This is a genomic window from Nocardioides sp. (assembly GCA_037045645.1).
In the GTDB taxonomy this organism is placed as follows: domain Bacteria; phylum Actinomycetota; class Actinomycetes; order Propionibacteriales; family Nocardioidaceae; genus Nocardioides.
This window is the reverse complement of sequence record JBAOIH010000001.1, coordinates 784,047-801,170: the sequence shown is the minus strand read 5'-3', so window position 1 is coordinate 801,170 and position 17,124 is coordinate 784,047. Positions and strand designations below refer to the sequence as shown.

Below are 17,124 nucleotides of genomic sequence, written 5' to 3'. Positions count from 1 at the left end.
TTTGAAGCAGGTCGGTTCAGGAATGTTCTTGCGGCGCACGTTGGGCACGACACGGCACTCGCGTCGGGGCGACAGGACTCGAACCTGCGGTCTCCTGCTCCCAAAGCAGGCGCGCTAGCCACTACGCTACGCCCCGTAGGGGCGGCCTTCCGGTGGCTGAGTTGCCGTCGAAAAACCTCTCCGAGCGGATGACGGGAATCGAACCCGCGTAATCAGTTTGGAAGCCGTACGAAGGTCGCGTCTCGCCGTCCGCTCAAAACAGCCCGTAAGGGCCATCCTGAGCGTGAAACCTAGCACTTGTTACGCCGCGGTTCGTAACCTGGAGCGATCCCCAACTATCTGGAACTACCTGTTCTTAGGTCACGTAAGGTCACGAAACGCGTTCTTGGCGCTTTCTCGGTGGCTCGGAGATCGAGGGCCGGGCCGGTTGAGGCAAAGGCGTCGGGGCAGGGGCCCCGGGCTGCTCGACGTGCAGCGGGGCACGTGGTCGAGGGCCGGGCCGTTGAGGCAAGGCGTCGGGCAGGGGCCCCGGGCTGCTCGACGTGCAGCGGGCTCGGTGGCTGCGACGTGCCGCGGGCACGGGCTGCTCGACGTGGCAGCGGGCAACGTGGTCGAGGGCCGGGCGTTGAGAGATCGAGCGGCGCAGCGGCAGGGCTCTCGACGTGCAGCGGCAGGGCGCCGGGCCTAGGGCTGCTCGACGTGCCGCGGGCACGTGGTCGAGGGCCGGGCGTTGAGAGATCGGAGCGGCGCAGCGGCAGGGCGCCGGGCCTAGGGCTGCTCGACGTGCCGCGGGCACGTGGTCGAGGGCCGGGCGTTGAGAGATCGAGCGGCGCAGCGGCAGGGCGTCGGGCCTAGGGCTGCTCGACGTGCCGCGGGCACGTGGTCGAGGGCCGGGCGTTGAGAGATCGAGCGGCGCAGCGGCAGGGCGTCGGGCCTAGGGCTGCTCGACGTGCCGCGGCAGGGCGTCGGGCCTAGGGCTGCTCGACGTGCCGCGGCAGGGCGTCGGGCCTAGGGCTGCTCGACGCGCCGCGGCAGGGCGCCGGGCCTAGGGCTGCTCGACGTGCCGCGGGCACGTGGTCGAGGGCCGGGCCGTTGAGGCAAGGCGTCGGGGCAGGGGCCCCGGGCTGCTCGACGTGCAGCGGGCTCGGTGGCTGCGACGTGCCGCGGGCACGGGCTGCTCGACGTGGCAGGGCGGGCACGGGGCTGCTCGACGTGCAGCGGGCCACGTGGTCGAGGGCCGGGCGTTGAGAGATCGGAGCGGCGCAGCGGCAGGGCGTCGGGCCTAGGGCTGCTCGACGTGCCGCGGCAGGGCGTCGGGCCTAGGGCTGCTCGACGCGCCGCGGGCCACGTGGTCGAGGGCCGGGCGTTGAGAGATCGTGAGCGGCGCAGCGGCAGGGCGCCGGGCCTAAGGGCTGCTCGACGTGCCGCGGGCCACGTGGTCGAGGGCCGGGCGTTGAGAGATCGTGAGCGGCGCAGCGGCAGGGCGCCGGGCCTAGGGCTGCTCGACGTGCCGCGGCAGGGCGTCGGGCCTAGGGCTGCTCGACGCGCCGCGGGCCACGTGGTCGAGGGCCGGGCGTTGAGAGATCGTGAGCGGCGCAGCGGCAGGGCGCCGGGCCTAAGGGCTGCTCGACGTGCCGCGGGCCACGTGGTCGAGGGCCGGGCGTTGAGAGATCGTGAGCGGCGCAGCGGCAGGGCGCCGGGCCTAGGGCTGCTCGACGTGCCGCGGCAGGGCGTCGGGCCTAGGGCTGCTCGACGCGCCGCGGGCCACGTGGTCGAGGGCCGGGCGTTGAGAGATCGTGAGCGGCGCAGCGGCAGGGCGCCGGGCCTAAGGGCTGCTCGACGTGCCGCGGGCCACGTGGTCGAGGGCCGGGCGTTGAGAGATCGTGAGCGGCGCAGCGGCAGGGCGCCGGGCCTAGGGCTGCTCGACGTGCCGCGGGCCACGTGGTCGAGGGCCGGGCGTTGAGAGATCGTGAGCGGCGCAGCGGCAGGGCGCCGGGCCTAGGGCTGCTCGACGTGCCGCGGGCACGTGGTCGAGGGCCGGGCGTTGAGAGATCGAGCGGCGCAGCGGCAGGGCGTCGGGCCTAGGGCTGCTCGACGTGCCGCGGGCACGTGGTCGAGGGCCGGGCGTTGAGAGATCGAGCGGCGCAGCGGCAGGGCGTCGGGCCTAGGGCTGCTCGACGTGCCGCGGCAGGGCGTCGGGCCTAGGGCTGCTCGACGTGCCGCGGCAGGGCGTCGGGCCTAGGGCTGCTCGACGCGCCGCGGCAGGGCGCCGGGCCTAGGGCTGCTCGACGTGCCGCGGGCACGTGGTCGAGGGCCGGGCCGTTGAGGCAAGGCGTCGGGGCAGGGGCCCCGGGCTGCTCGACGTGCAGCGGGCTCGGTGGCTGCGACGTGCCGCGGGCACGGGCTGCTCGACGTGGCAGGGCGGGCACGGGGCTGCTCGACGTGCAGCGGGCCACGTGGTCGAGGGCCGGGCGTTGAGAGATCGGAGCGGCGCAGCGGCAGGGCGTCGGGCCTAGGGCTGCTCGACGTGCCGCGGCAGGGCGTCGGGCCTAGGGCTGCTCGACGCGCCGCGGGCCACGTGGTCGAGGGCCGGGCGTTGAGAGATCGTGAGCGGCGCAGCGGCAGGGCGCCGGGCCTAAGGGCTGCTCGACGTGCCGCGGGCACGTGGTCGAGGGCCGGGCGTTGAGAGATCGGAGCGGCGCAGCGGCAGGGCGTCGGGCCTAGGGCTGCTCGACGTGCCGCGGCAGGGCGCCGGGCCTAGGGCTGCTCGACGTGCCGCGGCAGGGCGTCGGGCCTAGGGCTGCTCGACGCGCCGCGGCAGGGCGTCGGGCCTAGGGCTGCTCGACGTGCCGCGGGCACGTGGTCGAGGGCCGGGCCGTTGAGGCAAGGCGTCGGGGCAGGGGCCCCGGGCTGCTCGACGTGCAGCGGGCTCGGTGGCTGCGACGTGCCGCGGGCACGGGCTGCTCGACGTGGCAGCGGGGCACGGGGCTGCTCGACGTGCAGCGGGCCACGTGGTCGAGGGCCGGGCGTTGAGAGATCGGAGCGGCGCAGCGGCAGGGCGTCGGGCCTAGGGCTGCTCGACGTGCCGCGGCAGGGCGCCGGGCCTAGGGCTGCTCGACGTGCCGCGGGCACGTGGTCGAGGGCCGGGCCGTTGAGGCAAGGCGTCGGGGCAGGGGCCCCGGGCTGCTCGACGTGCAGCGGGCTCGGTGGCTGCGACGTGCCGCGGGCACGGGCTGCTCGACGTGGCAGGGCGGGCACGGGGCTGCTCGACGTGCAGCGGGCCACGTTGGTCGAGGGCCGGGCGTTGAGAGATCGAGCGGCGCAGCGGCAGGGCTCTCGACGTGCAGCGGCAGGGCGGGCCTAGGGCTGCTCGACGTGCCGCGGGCACGTGGTCGAGGGCCGGGCCGTTGAGGCAAGGCGTCGGGGCAGGGGCCCCGGGCTGCTCGACGTGCAGCGGGCTCGGTGGCTGCGACGTGCCGCGGGCACGGGCTGCTCGACGTGGCAGGGCGGGCACGGGGCTGCTCGACGTGCAGCGGGCCACGTGGTCGAGGGCCGGGCGTTGAGAGATCGGAGCGGCGCAGCGGCAGGGCGTCGGGCCTAGGGCTGCTCGACGTGCCGCGGCAGGGCGTCGGGCCTAGGGCTGCTCGACGTGCCGCGGCAGGGCGTCGGACCTAGGGCTGCTCGACGCGCCGCGGCAGGGCGTCGGACCTAGGGCTGCTCGACGCGCCGCGGCAGGGCGTCGGACCTAGGGCTGCTCGACGCGCCGCGGCAGGGCGTCGGACCTAGGGCTGCTCGACGTGGCAGCGGGCACGGGGCTGCTCGACGTGCCGCGGGCACGTGGTCGAGGGCCGGGCGTTGAGAGATCGAGCGGCGCAGCGGCAGGGCGTCGAGGCCGGGCGTCGAGAGAGATCTAACGGTGCAGCGGCCTCGGAGACAAGGGGGAAGCCGGGGCCTAGTTCGATTTATCTTGATGCCGTGATTCTTTGTGTCGAGATTTTTCTCCTATCTGTGTGTGGAGAGAGGGCGGCTCCAGTGAGCGCCGGGAGACGCGCATAAAAAAACCGGGGCGGCAGGTCGAGCGCGTCGGCTGTCGAGGTTGGGTGTTGGCCGCGTGGCGGTTCGAGGTTCGGGCGTCGTGCTCTGCTCCGCACATGGCCGGTCCGGTTGTTGCTGCTCGGTTCGGTGTCGAGCGGCTGCGGGCAGTGGTCGAGCGCGTCGGCCGGTCGAGGTTGGGTGTTGGCCGCGTGGCGGTTCGAGGTTCGGGCGTCGTGCTCTGCTCCGCACATGGCCGGTCCGGTTGTTGCTGCTCGGTTCGGTGTCGAGCGGCTGCGGGCAGTGGTCGAGCGCGTCGGCCGGTCGAGGTTGGGTGTTGGCCGCGTGGCGGTTCGAGGTTCGGGCGTCGTGCTCTGCTCCGCACATGGCCGGTCCGGTTGTTGCTGCTCGGTTCGGTGTCGAGCGGCTGCGGGCAGTGGTCGAGCGCGTCGGCCGGTCGAGGTTGGGTGTTGGCCGCGTGGCGGTTCGAGGTTCGGGCGTCGTGCTCTGCTCCGCACATGGCCGGTCCGGTTGTTGCTGCTCGGTTCGGTGTCGAGCGGCTGCGGGCAGTGGTCGAGCGCGTCGGCCGGTCGAGGTTGGGTGTTGGCCGCGTGGCGGTTCGAGGTTCGGGCGTCGTGCTCTGCTCCGCACATGGCCGGTCCGGTTGTTGCTGCTCGGTTCGGTGTCGAGCGGCTGCGGACTAGTGAGACGAGCGGCGGCGGTGATGATGGTCATTGTGTTGGTAACTGAGTTGGTTGGCGGAACGGGGGTTCCGGTGGCAGCGGAACGGGGGTTCCGGTGGCAGCGGAACGGGGGTTCCGGTGGTGGGGCTGCTTTGCGGGGTTATTCACAGGCACGGGGGTTCCGGTGGTGGGGCTGCTTTGCGGGGCTGGGTGCGATCTTCGAACGTGTGACTGTCGCCTGACTTAGCGGCGACGCTTTGACATTGAAGGCGCGGGCGGTTGCAGATGCCGCATAGTTCCGAGGTGGGGACGCTGCGGGGTTTGTGTTCTAGGTCGAGCCAGTGGGGGCCGGTCATGCCAATGACTGCGGGGGTCCGGTTGTTGGGGTCGGCTGCGGCGCGGATTGCGGCGCAGGCGAGGTCTGGCGCGGGTGCGGTGTCTTTGGCCTCTATGACGGCTTTCAGGACGCCGGAGGCGCCCCATTCGGGGCGTATGAGGCGCACGAGTTCTGTGATGAGTTGCGCGAACCGTGGCGGCGCGTTGGGGTCTGAACCGCCCCGGCGAGTCCGGAGGCTGGGTTTGGTGGCTCAGCCGGTTGGCGTGAGCTCGTTTCTTGCAGCGTAGTGCAGTTCCTCGGCCGCCATGGGCGTGAGGTCGGAGAGCGCCTCGTGAGGGCGCTCGTTGTTGAAGAAGTCGACCCAGTTCAGGGTCTCTAGTTCGACGTGTTCGACGCCGCGCCAGGGACCTTCAGGACGTATGAGTTCGGCTTTGTAGAGCCCGATCTGGGACTCGGCGAGGGCGTTGTCATAGGCATCGCCAACAGACCCGACTGAGGGGTCGACCCCCTCGTCGACGAGGCGCTGGGTGAAGGCAAAGCTGACGTATTGAGACCCTGCATCGGTGTGATGGATGAGGCCGGAAAGGTCGGTGACACCGGCCTGCTGGCGGGTCCAGATCGCATGCTCAAGGGTGTCGAGCACCAGGTCGGTCGTCATCCGCGTGGCGGCCCGCCAGCCCACGATCCGACGGCTGAAGACGTCGAAGATGAAGGCGACGTAGACAGTGCCTGACCAGGTCGCGACATATGTGAAGTCGGCGACCCATAGCTGGTTGGGCCTGCTCGCCCAGAACTGCCGATCGACCAGGTCCAGTGGTCGCTCGGCGGCCGGGTCGCCGATGGTGGTCCGGAACTTCTTCAGACGTAGCGCCCCGACCCAGCGTTGTTCACGGTAGAGCCGCTCGACGGTGCATCGAGCGACGTCATGGCCCCGTCCGCGCAGGTGCAGCCACATCTTGCGTGCACCAAACCGCGCGACCAGCTTCTGCCGGTTGCGCTCGGCGACCATGATCTCGACCAGCTCCGCGTCGCGGATCTGCTGCTTGGAAGGCCGGCGTGAGCGAGCCTCGTAGTAGGTGGACGGAGCGATCTTGATCCCGTGCTCACTGAGCACGCGGCAGATCGGCTCGACCCCGAACTCCACCTTGTGGTCCTCGATGTAGTCGATCAGAACCTGTTGGGGCGGTCGAGCTCCGCCGCGAAGAAAGCCGAAGCGCTCTTCAAGATCTCGTTCGCCCGCCGCAGTTCGGCGACCTCTTTCTTCAACGCCTTGATCTCAGCGATCTCCTCGCTGGACTTGCCGACGCGGACACCGCCGTCGATCTCGGCCTGCCGCAGCCACTTACGCAGCGATTCAGTAGAGGTGATGCCCAGCTTCGCCGCGACCGACCTGATCACGGCGGACTCGTGCGGATAGTCCTGCCTGGACTCCATCACCATCCGCACTGCGCGCTCACGCAGCTCGGTCGGGTACCTCGAGGGACGTGCCATGAGAGTGATCCTTCCAACGAATCAGCTCTCCGGACATGCCGGGGCGGTTCAGTCAGGGTTGGGCGTGTTTGTGGTCACGGGGTGGGCTCCGAGGGTTGCGAGGTCAGTGGGATGGCGAGGGCGTGCGCGTCGGTCTGGGCGCGTGCCGAGCGGGCGCCGTGGCGGGTGCGGATGATCCAGCTGGTGTTGCGCAAGTCATGCAGGCATGCGCGTACGGCTCGGGTCGTGAGGTTGGCGTCTCGGGCAAGGCGGGTTTGACCGACTGTGATCGAGCCGCCGTCGGCGTTGGCATAGACGGAGAGGGCGAGGCCGACGAGTTTGGTTGTGCGTGCTGCGGCGGCGCTGGTGGCTCCGATGTCGGCGGGGCTCGCTGCGAGTAGTGCGCGTTGCCATGCGAAGGTGCCCGCTCGACGCGGGTGGGTCGGGTCGGTCACGGTTGGCGCTGCTCATGGGGTTGTGCGGGGCCAGTGGGCGCAACTGATGCAGTGGCCGCAGGGCGTGGGGTCGGCACGGGTTGCGGTGGTGACTCCGAGGGCGCGCAGGGCTTGGGCGATGCGCGCTCGTAGACACGGTGCCCCGTTGATGATCACGATGCTGCGTGCTCGGGCGTGGGCGCTGAGGAGTCGCGTTAGCCTCGACGTTTCGTGAGCCCTGCTGAGCAGCTGGTTCTCGATGGAAGCCGGCCGGGTTGGATGAAGGGCGTGTCTGGCCCCCGGCGCTGTGGCCGCCGGTTCTCCGGTTCCTGGTCGATGGGTTGGGGGTCTTGGCCGTCAGGCGGTGTGGAGCGTGGTCCAGCCGGTGTCGATGAGCTGGCTCCAGGGCCAGTCCCTGGGGAGTCGTAGGCGTCTTCGGCGGCCGGTGCGGATGATGCGTCCGGCGACGGCGAGGAGCCGGAAGCGGAGTCGTTTGGGCTCCCACCGCCGGGCGGGTTCATGCTCGTCGAAGGCGAGGGTCTGGGTCCAGGCGAGGAGATCGGCGGCGAGTGCGACGACCTCGAGCCAGATTCGGTTCTTGGCGTAGTCGTGGAAGGGAAGGTTCCGCAGCCCGGTGTCTTTCAGGCCGCGGATCCGGTCCTCGCAGCGGGCGCGTTGGCGGTGGCGGACCTCGAGCGCGGCCAGGGTCCAGCCGGGCCCTTTGGTGTTGGTCGCGAAGCAGGTGATGCGCCACCCGTTGTGGTCGGTTAGTCGCAGCTGGGCGCCGGGGTGGGGGCGTTCGCGGCGGGCGATGACCCGCATCCCGAGCGGCCAGTCCTTCGGGCCGGGGCGGCTGGACCGTGTCGGGGTCGGCATCCAGGCAGTGAGCTCGGCGACCTGAGCGCCGTCGCGAGGCTCACCGTCACCATCGACCGCGGATCGCCAGGCTTGTTCGGGGATGGCTTCGATGGCTGCTTTGACGGTGTCTTGGGCCTGGAAACCGATCGAGTACTCCAGACCGGCGTCGGTGATGTGGTGGAGGAACACCTTCGAGCAGGCGCCGGTATCGGCGCGGACCAGCACCTGCTGTTGCTCGCCATCGGGGAGCTGGGCCAGCGCGGCCTCGAGCGTGGCGAGGTGGTCCGCGCTATTCCAGGGCGAGGCCTTCCCGGGCCGCAGATCGATCGCCAGCGGTTCGCCGGTGCCGTGCTGGCCGTGGTCGACGAAGGTGCACATCGGGGCGAACCCGAACCCGCGCTTGAAGGTCGGCTCGGCGCCTTCCTTGTCCGAGTGCGCGGTGACCAGGGTGGCGTCGATGTCCACGATCACCTGACTACCCGGCGTACCGGCCAGCGGGCGACGGCGTGCCCAGACCGCCGCGCGCGCCTGGGCCCGCACGTCCCGGATCGCGGCCACCGCGTCGTCCACGTCCGCAGCGAGGGCTGCAAAGACCCGCGAGACGGTCGGGTCGGAAGCGACCGCCCCGAACAACTCGGGCTGGGCACGGATCACGGCGACATCGGCAAGACAATCCCCGCCAAGCGCGACCGCGGTCGCCACGTCGAGCAAGACCTTGCCCGGGTCATGCTCAGCCCGTGCTGGGCGCCACGGCGCAAGCGCCCGGGAGAGTCCCCGGCCCAGGCCGGTGACACCGGACGCCTCCTTGAGCAGCAGCGCCCCGCAGGAGGAGATCAGCGACTCGCGGACGGGATCGAGAACCAGATTGGGGACACGGCTACGCTTCACCTACGGAGTGCCTTTCCGCTAGCGATTCTTGGACTGTCGCAAGAACAAGAATCCCAAGCAGGACAGGCACTTCCGTGCTTTCAGCCCCGGTGTCGCCAGATCACTCGTGAAATCCCGAGGTTAGGGCGTCGCGGCTTATGACGTTGGCGCCGTGGAGGTTTATCGAGCCGATCCAGCCGGCCGGTTTGGGCTGGTGTTCTGCGAGGTTCGAGGGGCGGTAGATGTGTGCCGTCGTGCTCATGCGTTGCCGTCTTGCGGGTCGCCGTCGCGTAGGTAGGTGTTCAGAGCGTCGAGCGGGATTCTGACTTTCTTGCCGTAGCGGATGTGTCGGAGGCGTCCGTCTGTGATGCAACGTCGAAGGTGCTGTTCCGAAAGGCCGGAGTAGATCACAGCGTCGGCGTACGAGAGGGCGGGGTGTGGGTTGGCGGGTAGTGCGGCGGCTGGGCCGTGGGTGGGGTCGGTCATGGTCGAGGTTTGTTCCGACTGGCGCGGCGCCGTGCCGGTGGCCGTGAGGTGTGGCCGTGAGTCCGAGGGGCGCTAGTGGGCTCGGGCTCGGGGTGCCGGGTGTGCGTTGCTTGTCGTGAGCCTGCCGGGTTGGCACGGCGCCGCGCGTCGGCTCTCCTGGGGCGTGTGTTGCGGTCCGGTGGGGCGCGTGACGGCTAGTTGCGCCGTGGGTTGTAAGTCCGGGCGCAGGGTTTGCCGAGCGGGTGCCGTGCCGGGTCGCGTTGCGTGTTAGGGGGCTAGCGCGAGTGGGGTCAGGGTCACGGTCACGCGATCGGCGGGGCGCGGTCTGGTGCGACTACGTGCGCGTAGACGATTGGCCGTGCGGGCGCGGTGCGCAGGCTGGGGCGCCGGTGGTGCAGGAGGCGCCGCAGCGCGTCGGCGTGCTGGGCGGCGCGGACGCGCCGGAGACGAAGGGCTCTGGTGAAGCGACGCGCACGGGCGAAGGCGCGTTCGCGGTCTACGTGCTCGACTGCCGCGCACGCAAACGCGCTCGGGTGGCCGGTGTTTCGGGCGGCGAGGGCGTCTCGGTAGGCGGCGCGGTCGAGGTGAGCCAGAACGTGCGCGAGGGCGTCGAGGACTGCGAGGCGCCAGGCTCGGGCGTCTCGGGCGTCTCGGGGCGTGTCCGCAGCGTGCTCGGCGGTGTCGGCGGCGTCTGCTAGCGCGCGCAGTTCGTCGCGGCTTGCGGCCAGGATCAGGACGCGGGTCGAATCATTGGCAGTCGAGAGGTCGAGGGCGTCGAGGGCGTTGGCGAGGGTCTCGGCGGCGTCTGTGGGCATGCCGAAGGGCACGCGGCGGGGCGTGACCGTGGTTGGCATGGCTTGGCTTTCTGAGGGTGTCCGGAACGTTCCTGCTAGCGCCGCACGCTATCACAAACATTCGAACGGGCGCTCGAACGTCCTAGAACGTCAGGGGGGGGGGGGGGGGGAAGAAAGGCGGCTAGTTCGGTGTCGGCTAGGGCTGCGGCGGCGTTGAGTTGGCAGGCGAGTTCTCGGGCGCCAAGTGGGGTGAGGTGGGCCACGGGGTCAGTGGGATAGAGGGCGCCGCGTACGTATAGGGCGACTGTCAGCGCGTCGGGGTCGGTGCCGTAGTCGCTTGGTGCGTGGGGGTTGTCGATGCGGTCGCGGGCCTCTAGGGCGACGTGGGTGGGGTTGCGTCCGAGACGTTTGCGGTGGATTCGGTACAGGCCTGCGGCCTGCTCGTTGGTGGTGTCGTCGGGGTGGGCTTTGAGAAGGCGCAGGGGCTTTGTGTCGGGTCTTGTGTAGGTGTACGGGTGGGCGTGTTCGGCGTGTTCGCACCAGGTCGGGCAGGGGCGCCCGGTGTCGTACTCGGCGCCGTCTGGTCGGGTGTGTTGTGCCAGGACTTGGACGAGGGCTGCGGGGTCGGTGAGCCAGGGCGCGGGCGTGAGTAGGTCGGGGTCGTGTGGGTCGGGTGTGAAGGCGCGGGCAAGCAGGTCGGGCGCGGGGGTCGCGTAGTCGTGGGCGTCGAGCGCTGCGGGTGAGAGGTCGAGGGGCGCCACGTAGTCGGCAAGGGTCGGGACGGGCCGGTGAGCGTGTGCGATTACTGCGGCGAGGATGCGGGGCGCTTCGTCGCGGGTGCAGGTAGCGGGAAGGGCGTAGGCGGGACTGCTCATTGCGGATGGGCCTTTCGGGTCTGTTGTTGGGCTTTAGGCGGTGCGGGCTGTGAGCGGGTGGACGTTGCTCGGGTTGCCGGGGCGCAGGTTGTCGAGGAGTTCGGTGAGGGCACGGTCGCGGTCGGCGTCGGTGTGTTGATAGATCATCGCGGCGACGACGGTGGAGTGTCCGAGGCGTGCTTGTAGGTCGCGGGTGGTGGCTCCGGTGCGGGCGTATTGGGTGGCGGCGTAGTGGCGCAGGCTGTGCCAGGTGATCGCGCTCGACACGCCCGCTCGGCGTCGGGCGCGGCGGAAGTGTTCGGTTCGTCGTGAGGCGGGTAGCGGTCCGTTGTTGCTGGTGGTGAATAGGAGCGCGTCGGGGTCGTCTGCGACAAAGGTGGTCATGTGGTCGCGTAGTTGTGTGGCGACGCTTGCGGGTATGTGGACGGTGCGGCGTCCGGCGTCGGTTTTGGGTGGCCCGAAGGCGACGGGGTCGGTTTCGGTGCGGACAAGGGTCCGGCGTACGCGCAGGGTACGCGTGGCGAGGTCTACGTCTCGGCGGGCCAGGGCGAAGAGTTCGCCGACGCGTAGGCCGGAGTAGGCAGCGAGGATGATCGAGACGCGTAGGTGTTCGGGCATGTGGGCGGCGAGTGCTTCGACTTGTTCGGGGCTGGGGATGGTGCGCTCTGCGGGGCGTGCGTTTCCGGCGCCGGGTATCTGGCAGGGGTTGGCGGGGATGAGTCCGTCGCGTACTGCGTTGTTGAGCACGAGGCGCAGGAGCGCGTAAGCCTGTCGGGGCGGGGTCGCGGGGGTGCCGGGTTCGCGGCTGGGTCGGCGTTCGGGTGCGGCGTTTTGGGGTGATCCGGCTGCGCGCCAGGCTTGCCAGTGGTGCGCGGGGAGTTTGCCGGTTTCGGCTACGGCGTGGCCTTGGCTGCGGGCGTAGGCGCGGGCGTGGGCGGCGTCGGTGGGTGGCTTTCGAGGTTGTGCGCGGCGTTCGGCGCGTCGGGCGAGGTTGGCTTCGATGGTTTGGGTGACTGCGGCGTGCCATTCGCGGATATCGGCAACGGTCAGGGTGCGTAGGTGTCGGGTTCCGAGGTTGAGGGTTCGTGGGCGTCCGCCTGCTGCGGGGGTGAAGGTGATGTCTCGGGTGATCCACACGCGCAGGGTGCGGGCGTACAGGAGTCGGGTGGAGGGGCGTAGGTCGGTGCGGGTTGCGAGGTAGGAGGCGGCGTATTCGCCTAGCGGTCGGGCTCCGGTGCGGGGGTCGCGCCATTCTCCGCGTAGTCGGTCGGTGCGGATGGTGGCGAGGAAGTCGGAGGCGTCGCGGCGGCTGGTGAAGGTGCGGGTGTGCCGGGTGGTCAGGTCGTCGGCGTAGTAGCGCACGCGATAGCGGCCCGAGGGCAGTCGGTCGATCGAGCCGCCGTCATGGGTGCGGCGCTTGGTCCGGCGCTTGGTCGAGCGCGGGCGCGGCTGGGCGTTCGGCGTCGCGGGTGGTCCGGTGGGCGCAGGGTGCGAGGCCGAGGCGGGAGGCTGCGAGGCGGGCTCTGTGTGGCTCTGCGGGCCGGTGTGAGTCGCGGCGTCGAGGTGGCCAGAGAGGTCGAGTTGTGCGGCGTTTGTGGTCATAACTGGCGCCCTTTCGAGCATCGTTAGGTCACGTAAGGTCATGAATGGCCTTACGTGACCCCAGTTACAACCATCAGAGACGGGTTCCAAACCGTCTCTGACCTGGGGGTTATGTGTTCCGAGCGGATGACGGGAATCGAACCCGCGTAATCAGTTTGGAAGACTGAGGCTCTACCATTGAGCTACATCCGCAGTGCAGGTAGTTGCCAGGCGGCGCCTCCGTGCAGCCCACATCGTGCCACACCGCGCCACACGCGCCCCAACCGAGGCCGCACGTGAGCGATCCGGGGCGGTCACAGCCGATGCAGGAGTACGAGCGTGCGATCGTCGGACGAGCCGGGAGCGTCGATCAGGCGCTCCGCAAGGTCGTCCGCTCCGCCGGCCAGCGCCCGTTCGGCTTGCCCGAGAAGACGGTCGATGCCCACGTCGATGTGTTCACCGGGCCGCTCGACCAGTCCATCGGTGTAGAGCACCATCGAGTCCTTGGGCCGTACCACGCCGTGCGTGGCGGGATAGTCGGCGTCCTCGACGAGGCCCAACGCCGGGCCCTCTGCGGGGATCGCCGTCCAGCGACCCTGCCCGCTCTTCAACTGGATGGCGGGAAGGTGACCGGCCGAGCGCACCTCGTACGCGCCGTTCTCCAGGTTGATGCACAGGTGGATCGCCGTCGCGAAGCCCTCGTCCCAGTCCTGGCGCAGCAGGTAGTCGTTGGCGGCAGCGAGGAACCGGGACGCCGGAAGGGCATCGAGCAGGCCGGCCAACGCCCCGGAGAGTTGGAGCGCGCGGGTGCCGGCCTGGGTGCCCTTGCCCGAGACGTCCACCACGACCAGTTGCAGCGTCTCGCGCCCCTGCGTCGACACCACGAAGTCGCCGTTGAACGGCGTGTTGCCGGCGGCTCGGATCGCCGTGTCGAGGTACCAGCCGGCAGGCAGACTGATGTTGCTCGGCCGCTGGATGCGTTCGAGGAGGTCGACGAACATCGCTTCGGCCTTCGCGCCGCCGACGCCCAGGCGCGTACGCCGCAACGAGACGCGCCAGATCAGCAGTGCGATCAGGACGATCACAATCGACCGGATGACCAGGCGTAGGGAGAGCTCGCTCTCGAAGAGCAACGACGCGAGCGCGAACAACGCGGTAAGCAGGGCGAACCATGGGATCGCGCGTGGTGCCAGGAAGGAATTGGCCAACATCAGCGGGAAGACGAAGAGTGAAACCGGCCAGACGTCCGGCCAGAACGCGATCATCGCCAGGATCAGGACGTTGGCCAGCACGAGCGGGACGATCAGCCCGCGATCATCGACGTGTCGGCGCACCCGCAAGGGCAGGCCGCGAGAGGAGGTCGTGCCTCGATGCGGCATCGGCGACCTTCCTGGAACAGTGGAGAGAGTTTTTGCGTGCGACCTGGCCGGGTCACCCTACGGCCCTAGACCTGAACTTCGGTTGACAACGGCCGCACCAGAACGAATTTCGACCAGCTAACGCCTCGGTCCGCACCGGCGATCCACACACGAGGCAGGGTTGTCCGGTGCGTCGATAGACATAGACCTCGCCACCGTGGTCGTCGCGCCGGGGCTCACGCCCCATCACCTCCGGCGTGTGCTCGGGACGCACGGTGTCGATCCGCCCCAGTCGTACGCCCTCCTGCATCAACTCGACCAGATCCACCCAGATCGCCTCGAACTGGCTGCGGCGCAACGTCCGTCCCGGGCGCAACGGGTGGATCCGATGCCGAAACAGCACTTCGGCACGATAGACATTGCCGACCCCGGCGAGCACGGCTTGGTCCATCAGCAGGTCCCCGATCGAACGATCCGAGCGCGAGATACGCGCCCATGCCCGGGCGGGATCGGCGTCAGGACGCAAGGGGTCGGGCCCCAGCCCCGACATGACCTGGTCGACCCGAACCGGACCGACGAGGTCGCAGATGATCGCGCCGCGCAGATCGGCGTACGCCCTGGTGGTCGCGATCCGCAGTCGGACCGCGCCTTGAGGCGGCGGCACCTCGTCCACCTGGCGATGGATGTCGAAATGACCGATCAGCCCGAGGTGAATATGGACGAACCGCTCCCCCTCGAACTCGACGAACAGGTGCTTGCCTGCGGCGTCAGCACCCTGCAGCGTTGCGCCGTCGAGGGCTTCGGCGTCGGCCGCAAAACGGCCCTGGGGGGATGAGACCCGTACGCGCTCGTGTGCGAAGACCTCGCCGATCTCCTGCGCGAGTCGACGCAGCGTGTGTCCCTCAGGCATCGGCGCCGGACGCCGACTCGGGCAGCGGCGGCAACTCCCCCGTCTGCTCGTAGTCGGACAACATCTTGATCCGGCGTACGTGCCGCTCCGCGTCACTGAACGGCGTTTCCAAGAAGATCCGGACGAACCGGAGCATGTCCTCGATCGGGTGCATCCGCCCGCCCACCGCCAAGACGTTGGCGTCGTTGTGCTCCCGAGCGAGCACCGCGGTGGCGTCGGACCACGCCAACGCCGAGCGGATGCCGCTGACCTTGTTGGCCGCGATCTGCTCACCGTTGCCAGAGCCGCCGATGACGACGCCGAGCGCTTCGACGCCGGCGGCCCGATCACGTACGACGGCCTCCGCAGCACGCAGACAGAAGACTGGATAGTCGTCGTCGGCGTCATAGACGAACGGTCCGTGGTCGACGGGCTCGTGGCCGATTTCGACGAGGTGGGCGAGGAGGCTGGCCTTGAGTTCGAGACCCGCGTGGTCAGAGCCGATGTGGACGCGCATGGGCGCAGTCTCTCAGGCCCCGGATCAGGCCCGACCGCGCGGCTCGCGTGAACCCCACCATGCCTCGGAGAGTTCGTCCCCGTCATCGCCGTCGACCCAGAAGACGCCTGGCGGAACGGTGAAGTCGTTGTGCTCGTCCTGGCCGGACCGCTCTCCCGTCGTGCCGTGGGCCAGCACCTGCTCGGTCATGGGCAGGTTGCGGATCGCCACTCCGGCCACCTTGTCCGGATGCTCCCGCGCGAACTCCCCGTACAGCGACGGGTCCCTCTGGCCGTTGTCCCCGATGAGCACCCACTTCAGGTGCGGGAAGTCCTGCGCGAGTTGGCGCAACGTCACCCGCTTGTGCTCGGCTCCACTGCGGAACCAGCCGGTGTGCGTGGGGCCCCAGTCGGTGAGCAGCAGCGGGCCCGCGGGGAAGCCGTGCGTGGCCAGGAACCTGGTGAGCGTACCGGCGTTGTTCCACGCCCCCGTCGAAAGATAGAAGACAGGTGCCGAGCCGTGCTCGATCAGCAGTCGCGAATAGAAGGTCGACATGCCGCGTACGGGAGTGCGGGACTGCTCGTCGAGGACGAAGGTGTTGTACGCCGCGACCAATGGGCGGGGCAGGAACGTACGCAGCACCGTGTCGTCGATATCGCTGACCACTCCCAGGCTCTGCGCCGGGTCGACCACGAGGATGGGGGCAACGGCGTCGGCGGACTCGGGGGTGCGCAGCGTGACCTCGGCCCAGCCCGGCTCGAGCCCGGGATTGGGGATGCGGGCGTCCACGTAGCCGCTGCGATCCACCGTGGTGACGTGCTCGACGTCGCCGACCGTAATGGTGACCTCGGCGCCGAGGGCGTCCACGACGAAGAAGTTGCGCCACCCGCGGCGCCCCGCCTGCGCGGCACTCCAGCGCTCCGAGCGATAGTCGCGGCGTACGTCGTCGGGTGCCAGCAGCACCCGAGCCAGCACCCGGATCTCTCGCTCGTTGGCGTAGCCGGTGTGGGTGACGATCAGGTGGCGCCAGCCACCAGCACGCAGGGCACCGCCGAGCGCCCAGTTCCACCCGTCCTCGGCGATGGCAGCGATATGGGGTCGACTCATGGCACTGCCCACGCTAACGCCGAGGGCAGGAAGGCGGCGATCTGGGAGACGGCCGCGTGGGACTCCGCGTACTCCTCATGGCGCCAGAATCCGTGGGGCACGTCCGGATAGGTCGTCAGGGTCACGTCGACGCCGTCGGTGCGCATTCGTTGCGCGAGCCGCTCGCCGGTGGTGACCAGGACGTCGTCGCTGGCCAGTTGCATCAGCGTGCGCGGCAGCGCGGCGTACGTCCTCTCCAGCAACGGGTCCACGCGGGGGTCGAGCCAGGTTCCCTCGTCGGCGTACATCCGCCAGAACCACGACATCGTCTCCAGTCCGAGATCGGGGTTGTCCTTGCCCACGTCGTACGACGTGCCCCGCGGGTCGAGGAACGGATAGACCAGGACCAACGCGTCGTGGCTGCGCGGGTCCTCGACCGCCAGCCCGAGGGCCAGATTGGCGCCCGCGGAGTCGCCGATCAGCACCCGCTGACCGGGGAACTGTTGCGACTTGGCCCATTCCCAGGCCGTACGCGTGTCGTGCCATGCCGCCGGGAATCTGTCCTGCGGCGCGCGCCGATAGTGCGGGAACACCAGGACGCTCTCGGTCGCGTTGGCGAGTCGACGAGCGAACGCGTCGTGGGTGTCGGGCTCGCCATAGACGAAGCCGCCACCGTGCAGGAAGAACAGCGTCCGCTGCGGGTTCGCTGCGCGATAGATCCGCGTGGGAACTCCCCCGGCGTCGACATCCTCGACCCGAGCCACCTCCTCGCGTTCGTGAGCCGCGGCGTCCACGAGCATCGCGGCGCGGGTCCGCTCGACCAGGGCGACGTCCTCGGGTTCGACTGTCATGCCCGCGATCCAAGCACGTGTGAGGAT

General features: G+C 69.8%; 12 protein-coding genes, 2 tRNA genes and 1 other annotated feature. All 14 genes read right to left on the bottom strand.

The features are described 5' to 3' along the window. Window positions 1–63: 63 nt before the first annotated feature. Window positions 64–136: transfer RNA gene (locus tag V9G04_03885), tRNA-Pro, on the bottom strand. Between the two features lie 5,166 nt (window positions 137–5,302). Further along, a protein-coding gene (locus tag V9G04_03880; protein MEI2712441.1) for an IS3 family transposase occupies window positions 5,303–6,543 on the bottom strand; the annotation gives its coding sequence in 2 pieces (ribosomal slippage) (window positions 5,303–6,261 and window positions 6,261–6,543; 1,242 coding nt in all). Further along, window positions 6,134–6,262: a sequence feature (AL1L pseudoknot), on the bottom strand. It overlaps the preceding gene by 129 nt. A gap of 74 nt (window positions 6,544–6,617) precedes the next feature. Next, window positions 6,618–6,977: a hypothetical protein gene (locus V9G04_03875; protein ID MEI2712440.1), complete on the bottom strand. Its 360-nt coding sequence runs from the start codon at window positions 6,975–6,977 to the stop codon at window positions 6,618–6,620. 336 nt (window positions 6,978–7,313) lie between these two features. Continuing rightward, window positions 7,314–8,702, bottom strand: a complete 1,389-nt coding sequence (locus V9G04_03870; GenBank protein MEI2712439.1) for an IS1380 family transposase — start codon at window positions 8,700–8,702, stop codon at window positions 7,314–7,316. Between the two features lie 237 nt (window positions 8,703–8,939). Beyond that, complete coding sequence (locus V9G04_03865) at window positions 8,940–9,167, bottom strand: excisionase family DNA-binding protein (protein ID MEI2712438.1); 228 nt, start codon at window positions 9,165–9,167, stop codon at window positions 8,940–8,942. A 302-nt stretch (window positions 9,168–9,469) separates the two neighbouring features. Beyond that, window positions 9,470–10,021: a hypothetical protein gene (locus V9G04_03860; protein ID MEI2712437.1), complete on the bottom strand. Its 552-nt coding sequence runs from the start codon at window positions 10,019–10,021 to the stop codon at window positions 9,470–9,472. Between the two features lie 35 nt (window positions 10,022–10,056). After that, window positions 10,057–10,836 (bottom strand): hypothetical protein, encoded by a 780-nt coding sequence (locus tag V9G04_03855; GenBank protein ID MEI2712436.1) that lies wholly within the window; start codon window positions 10,834–10,836, stop codon window positions 10,057–10,059. Between the two features lie 33 nt (window positions 10,837–10,869). Beyond that, entirely contained in the window at window positions 10,870–12,438 is a 1,569-nt protein-coding gene (locus V9G04_03850) for a site-specific integrase (protein MEI2712435.1), read from the bottom strand. A gap of 121 nt (window positions 12,439–12,559) precedes the next feature. Continuing rightward, window positions 12,560–12,630: transfer RNA gene (locus V9G04_03845), tRNA-Gly, on the bottom strand. A 101-nt stretch (window positions 12,631–12,731) separates the two neighbouring features. Further along, entirely contained in the window at window positions 12,732–13,796 is a 1,065-nt protein-coding gene (locus V9G04_03840; GenBank protein MEI2712434.1) for a PP2C family protein-serine/threonine phosphatase, read from the bottom strand. A 52-nt stretch (window positions 13,797–13,848) separates the two neighbouring features. Continuing rightward, window positions 13,849–14,685, bottom strand: coding sequence for a DNA-formamidopyrimidine glycosylase family protein (locus V9G04_03835; protein MEI2712433.1), 837 nt, complete (start codon window positions 14,683–14,685; stop codon window positions 13,849–13,851). After that, window positions 14,678–15,181, bottom strand: a complete 504-nt coding sequence (locus V9G04_03830; protein MEI2712432.1) for a ribose-5-phosphate isomerase — start codon at window positions 15,179–15,181, stop codon at window positions 14,678–14,680. Before V9G04_03830 ends, V9G04_03835 begins: the two co-directional genes overlap by 8 nt. Before the next feature lie 24 nt (window positions 15,182–15,205). Next, a complete protein-coding gene (locus V9G04_03825; GenBank protein MEI2712431.1) occupies window positions 15,206–16,267 on the bottom strand; it encodes a phosphatase domain-containing protein in 1,062 nt (353 codons plus the stop codon). Beyond that, the gene (locus tag V9G04_03820; GenBank protein MEI2712430.1) at window positions 16,264–17,097 is read right to left on the bottom strand and encodes an alpha/beta hydrolase; all 834 of its coding nucleotides are present in this window, start codon (window positions 17,095–17,097) and stop codon (window positions 16,264–16,266) included. Before V9G04_03820 ends, V9G04_03825 begins: the two co-directional genes overlap by 4 nt. Between the last annotated feature and the right edge of the window lie 27 nt (window positions 17,098–17,124).

What these genes read in the sequence shown, in the direction of transcription:
- V9G04_03830 (MEI2712432.1), bottom strand. Translation starts at nt 15,181, where the DNA reads ATGCGCGTCCACATCGGCTCTGACCACGCGGGTCTCGAACTCAAGGCC.
- V9G04_03850 (MEI2712435.1), bottom strand. Translation starts at nt 12,438, where the DNA reads ATGACCACAAACGCCGCACAACTCGACCTCTCTGGCCACCTCGACGCC.
- V9G04_03855 (MEI2712436.1), bottom strand. Translation starts at nt 10,836, where the DNA reads ATGAGCAGTCCCGCCTACGCCCTTCCCGCTACCTGCACCCGCGACGAA.
- V9G04_03865 (MEI2712438.1), bottom strand. Translation starts at nt 9,167, where the DNA reads ATGACCGACCCCACCCACGGCCCAGCCGCCGCACTACCCGCCAACCCA.
- V9G04_03825 (MEI2712431.1), bottom strand. Translation starts at nt 16,267, where the DNA reads ATGAGTCGACCCCATATCGCTGCCATCGCCGAGGACGGGTGGAACTGG.
- V9G04_03840 (MEI2712434.1), bottom strand. Translation starts at nt 13,796, where the DNA reads ATGCCGCATCGAGGCACGACCTCCTCTCGCGGCCTGCCCTTGCGGGTG.
- V9G04_03820 (MEI2712430.1), bottom strand. Translation starts at nt 17,097, where the DNA reads ATGACAGTCGAACCCGAGGACGTCGCCCTGGTCGAGCGGACCCGCGCC.
- V9G04_03860 (MEI2712437.1), bottom strand. Translation starts at nt 10,021, where the DNA reads ATGCCAACCACGGTCACGCCCCGCCGCGTGCCCTTCGGCATGCCCACA.
- V9G04_03835 (MEI2712433.1), bottom strand. Translation starts at nt 14,685, where the DNA reads ATGCCTGAGGGACACACGCTGCGTCGACTCGCGCAGGAGATCGGCGAG.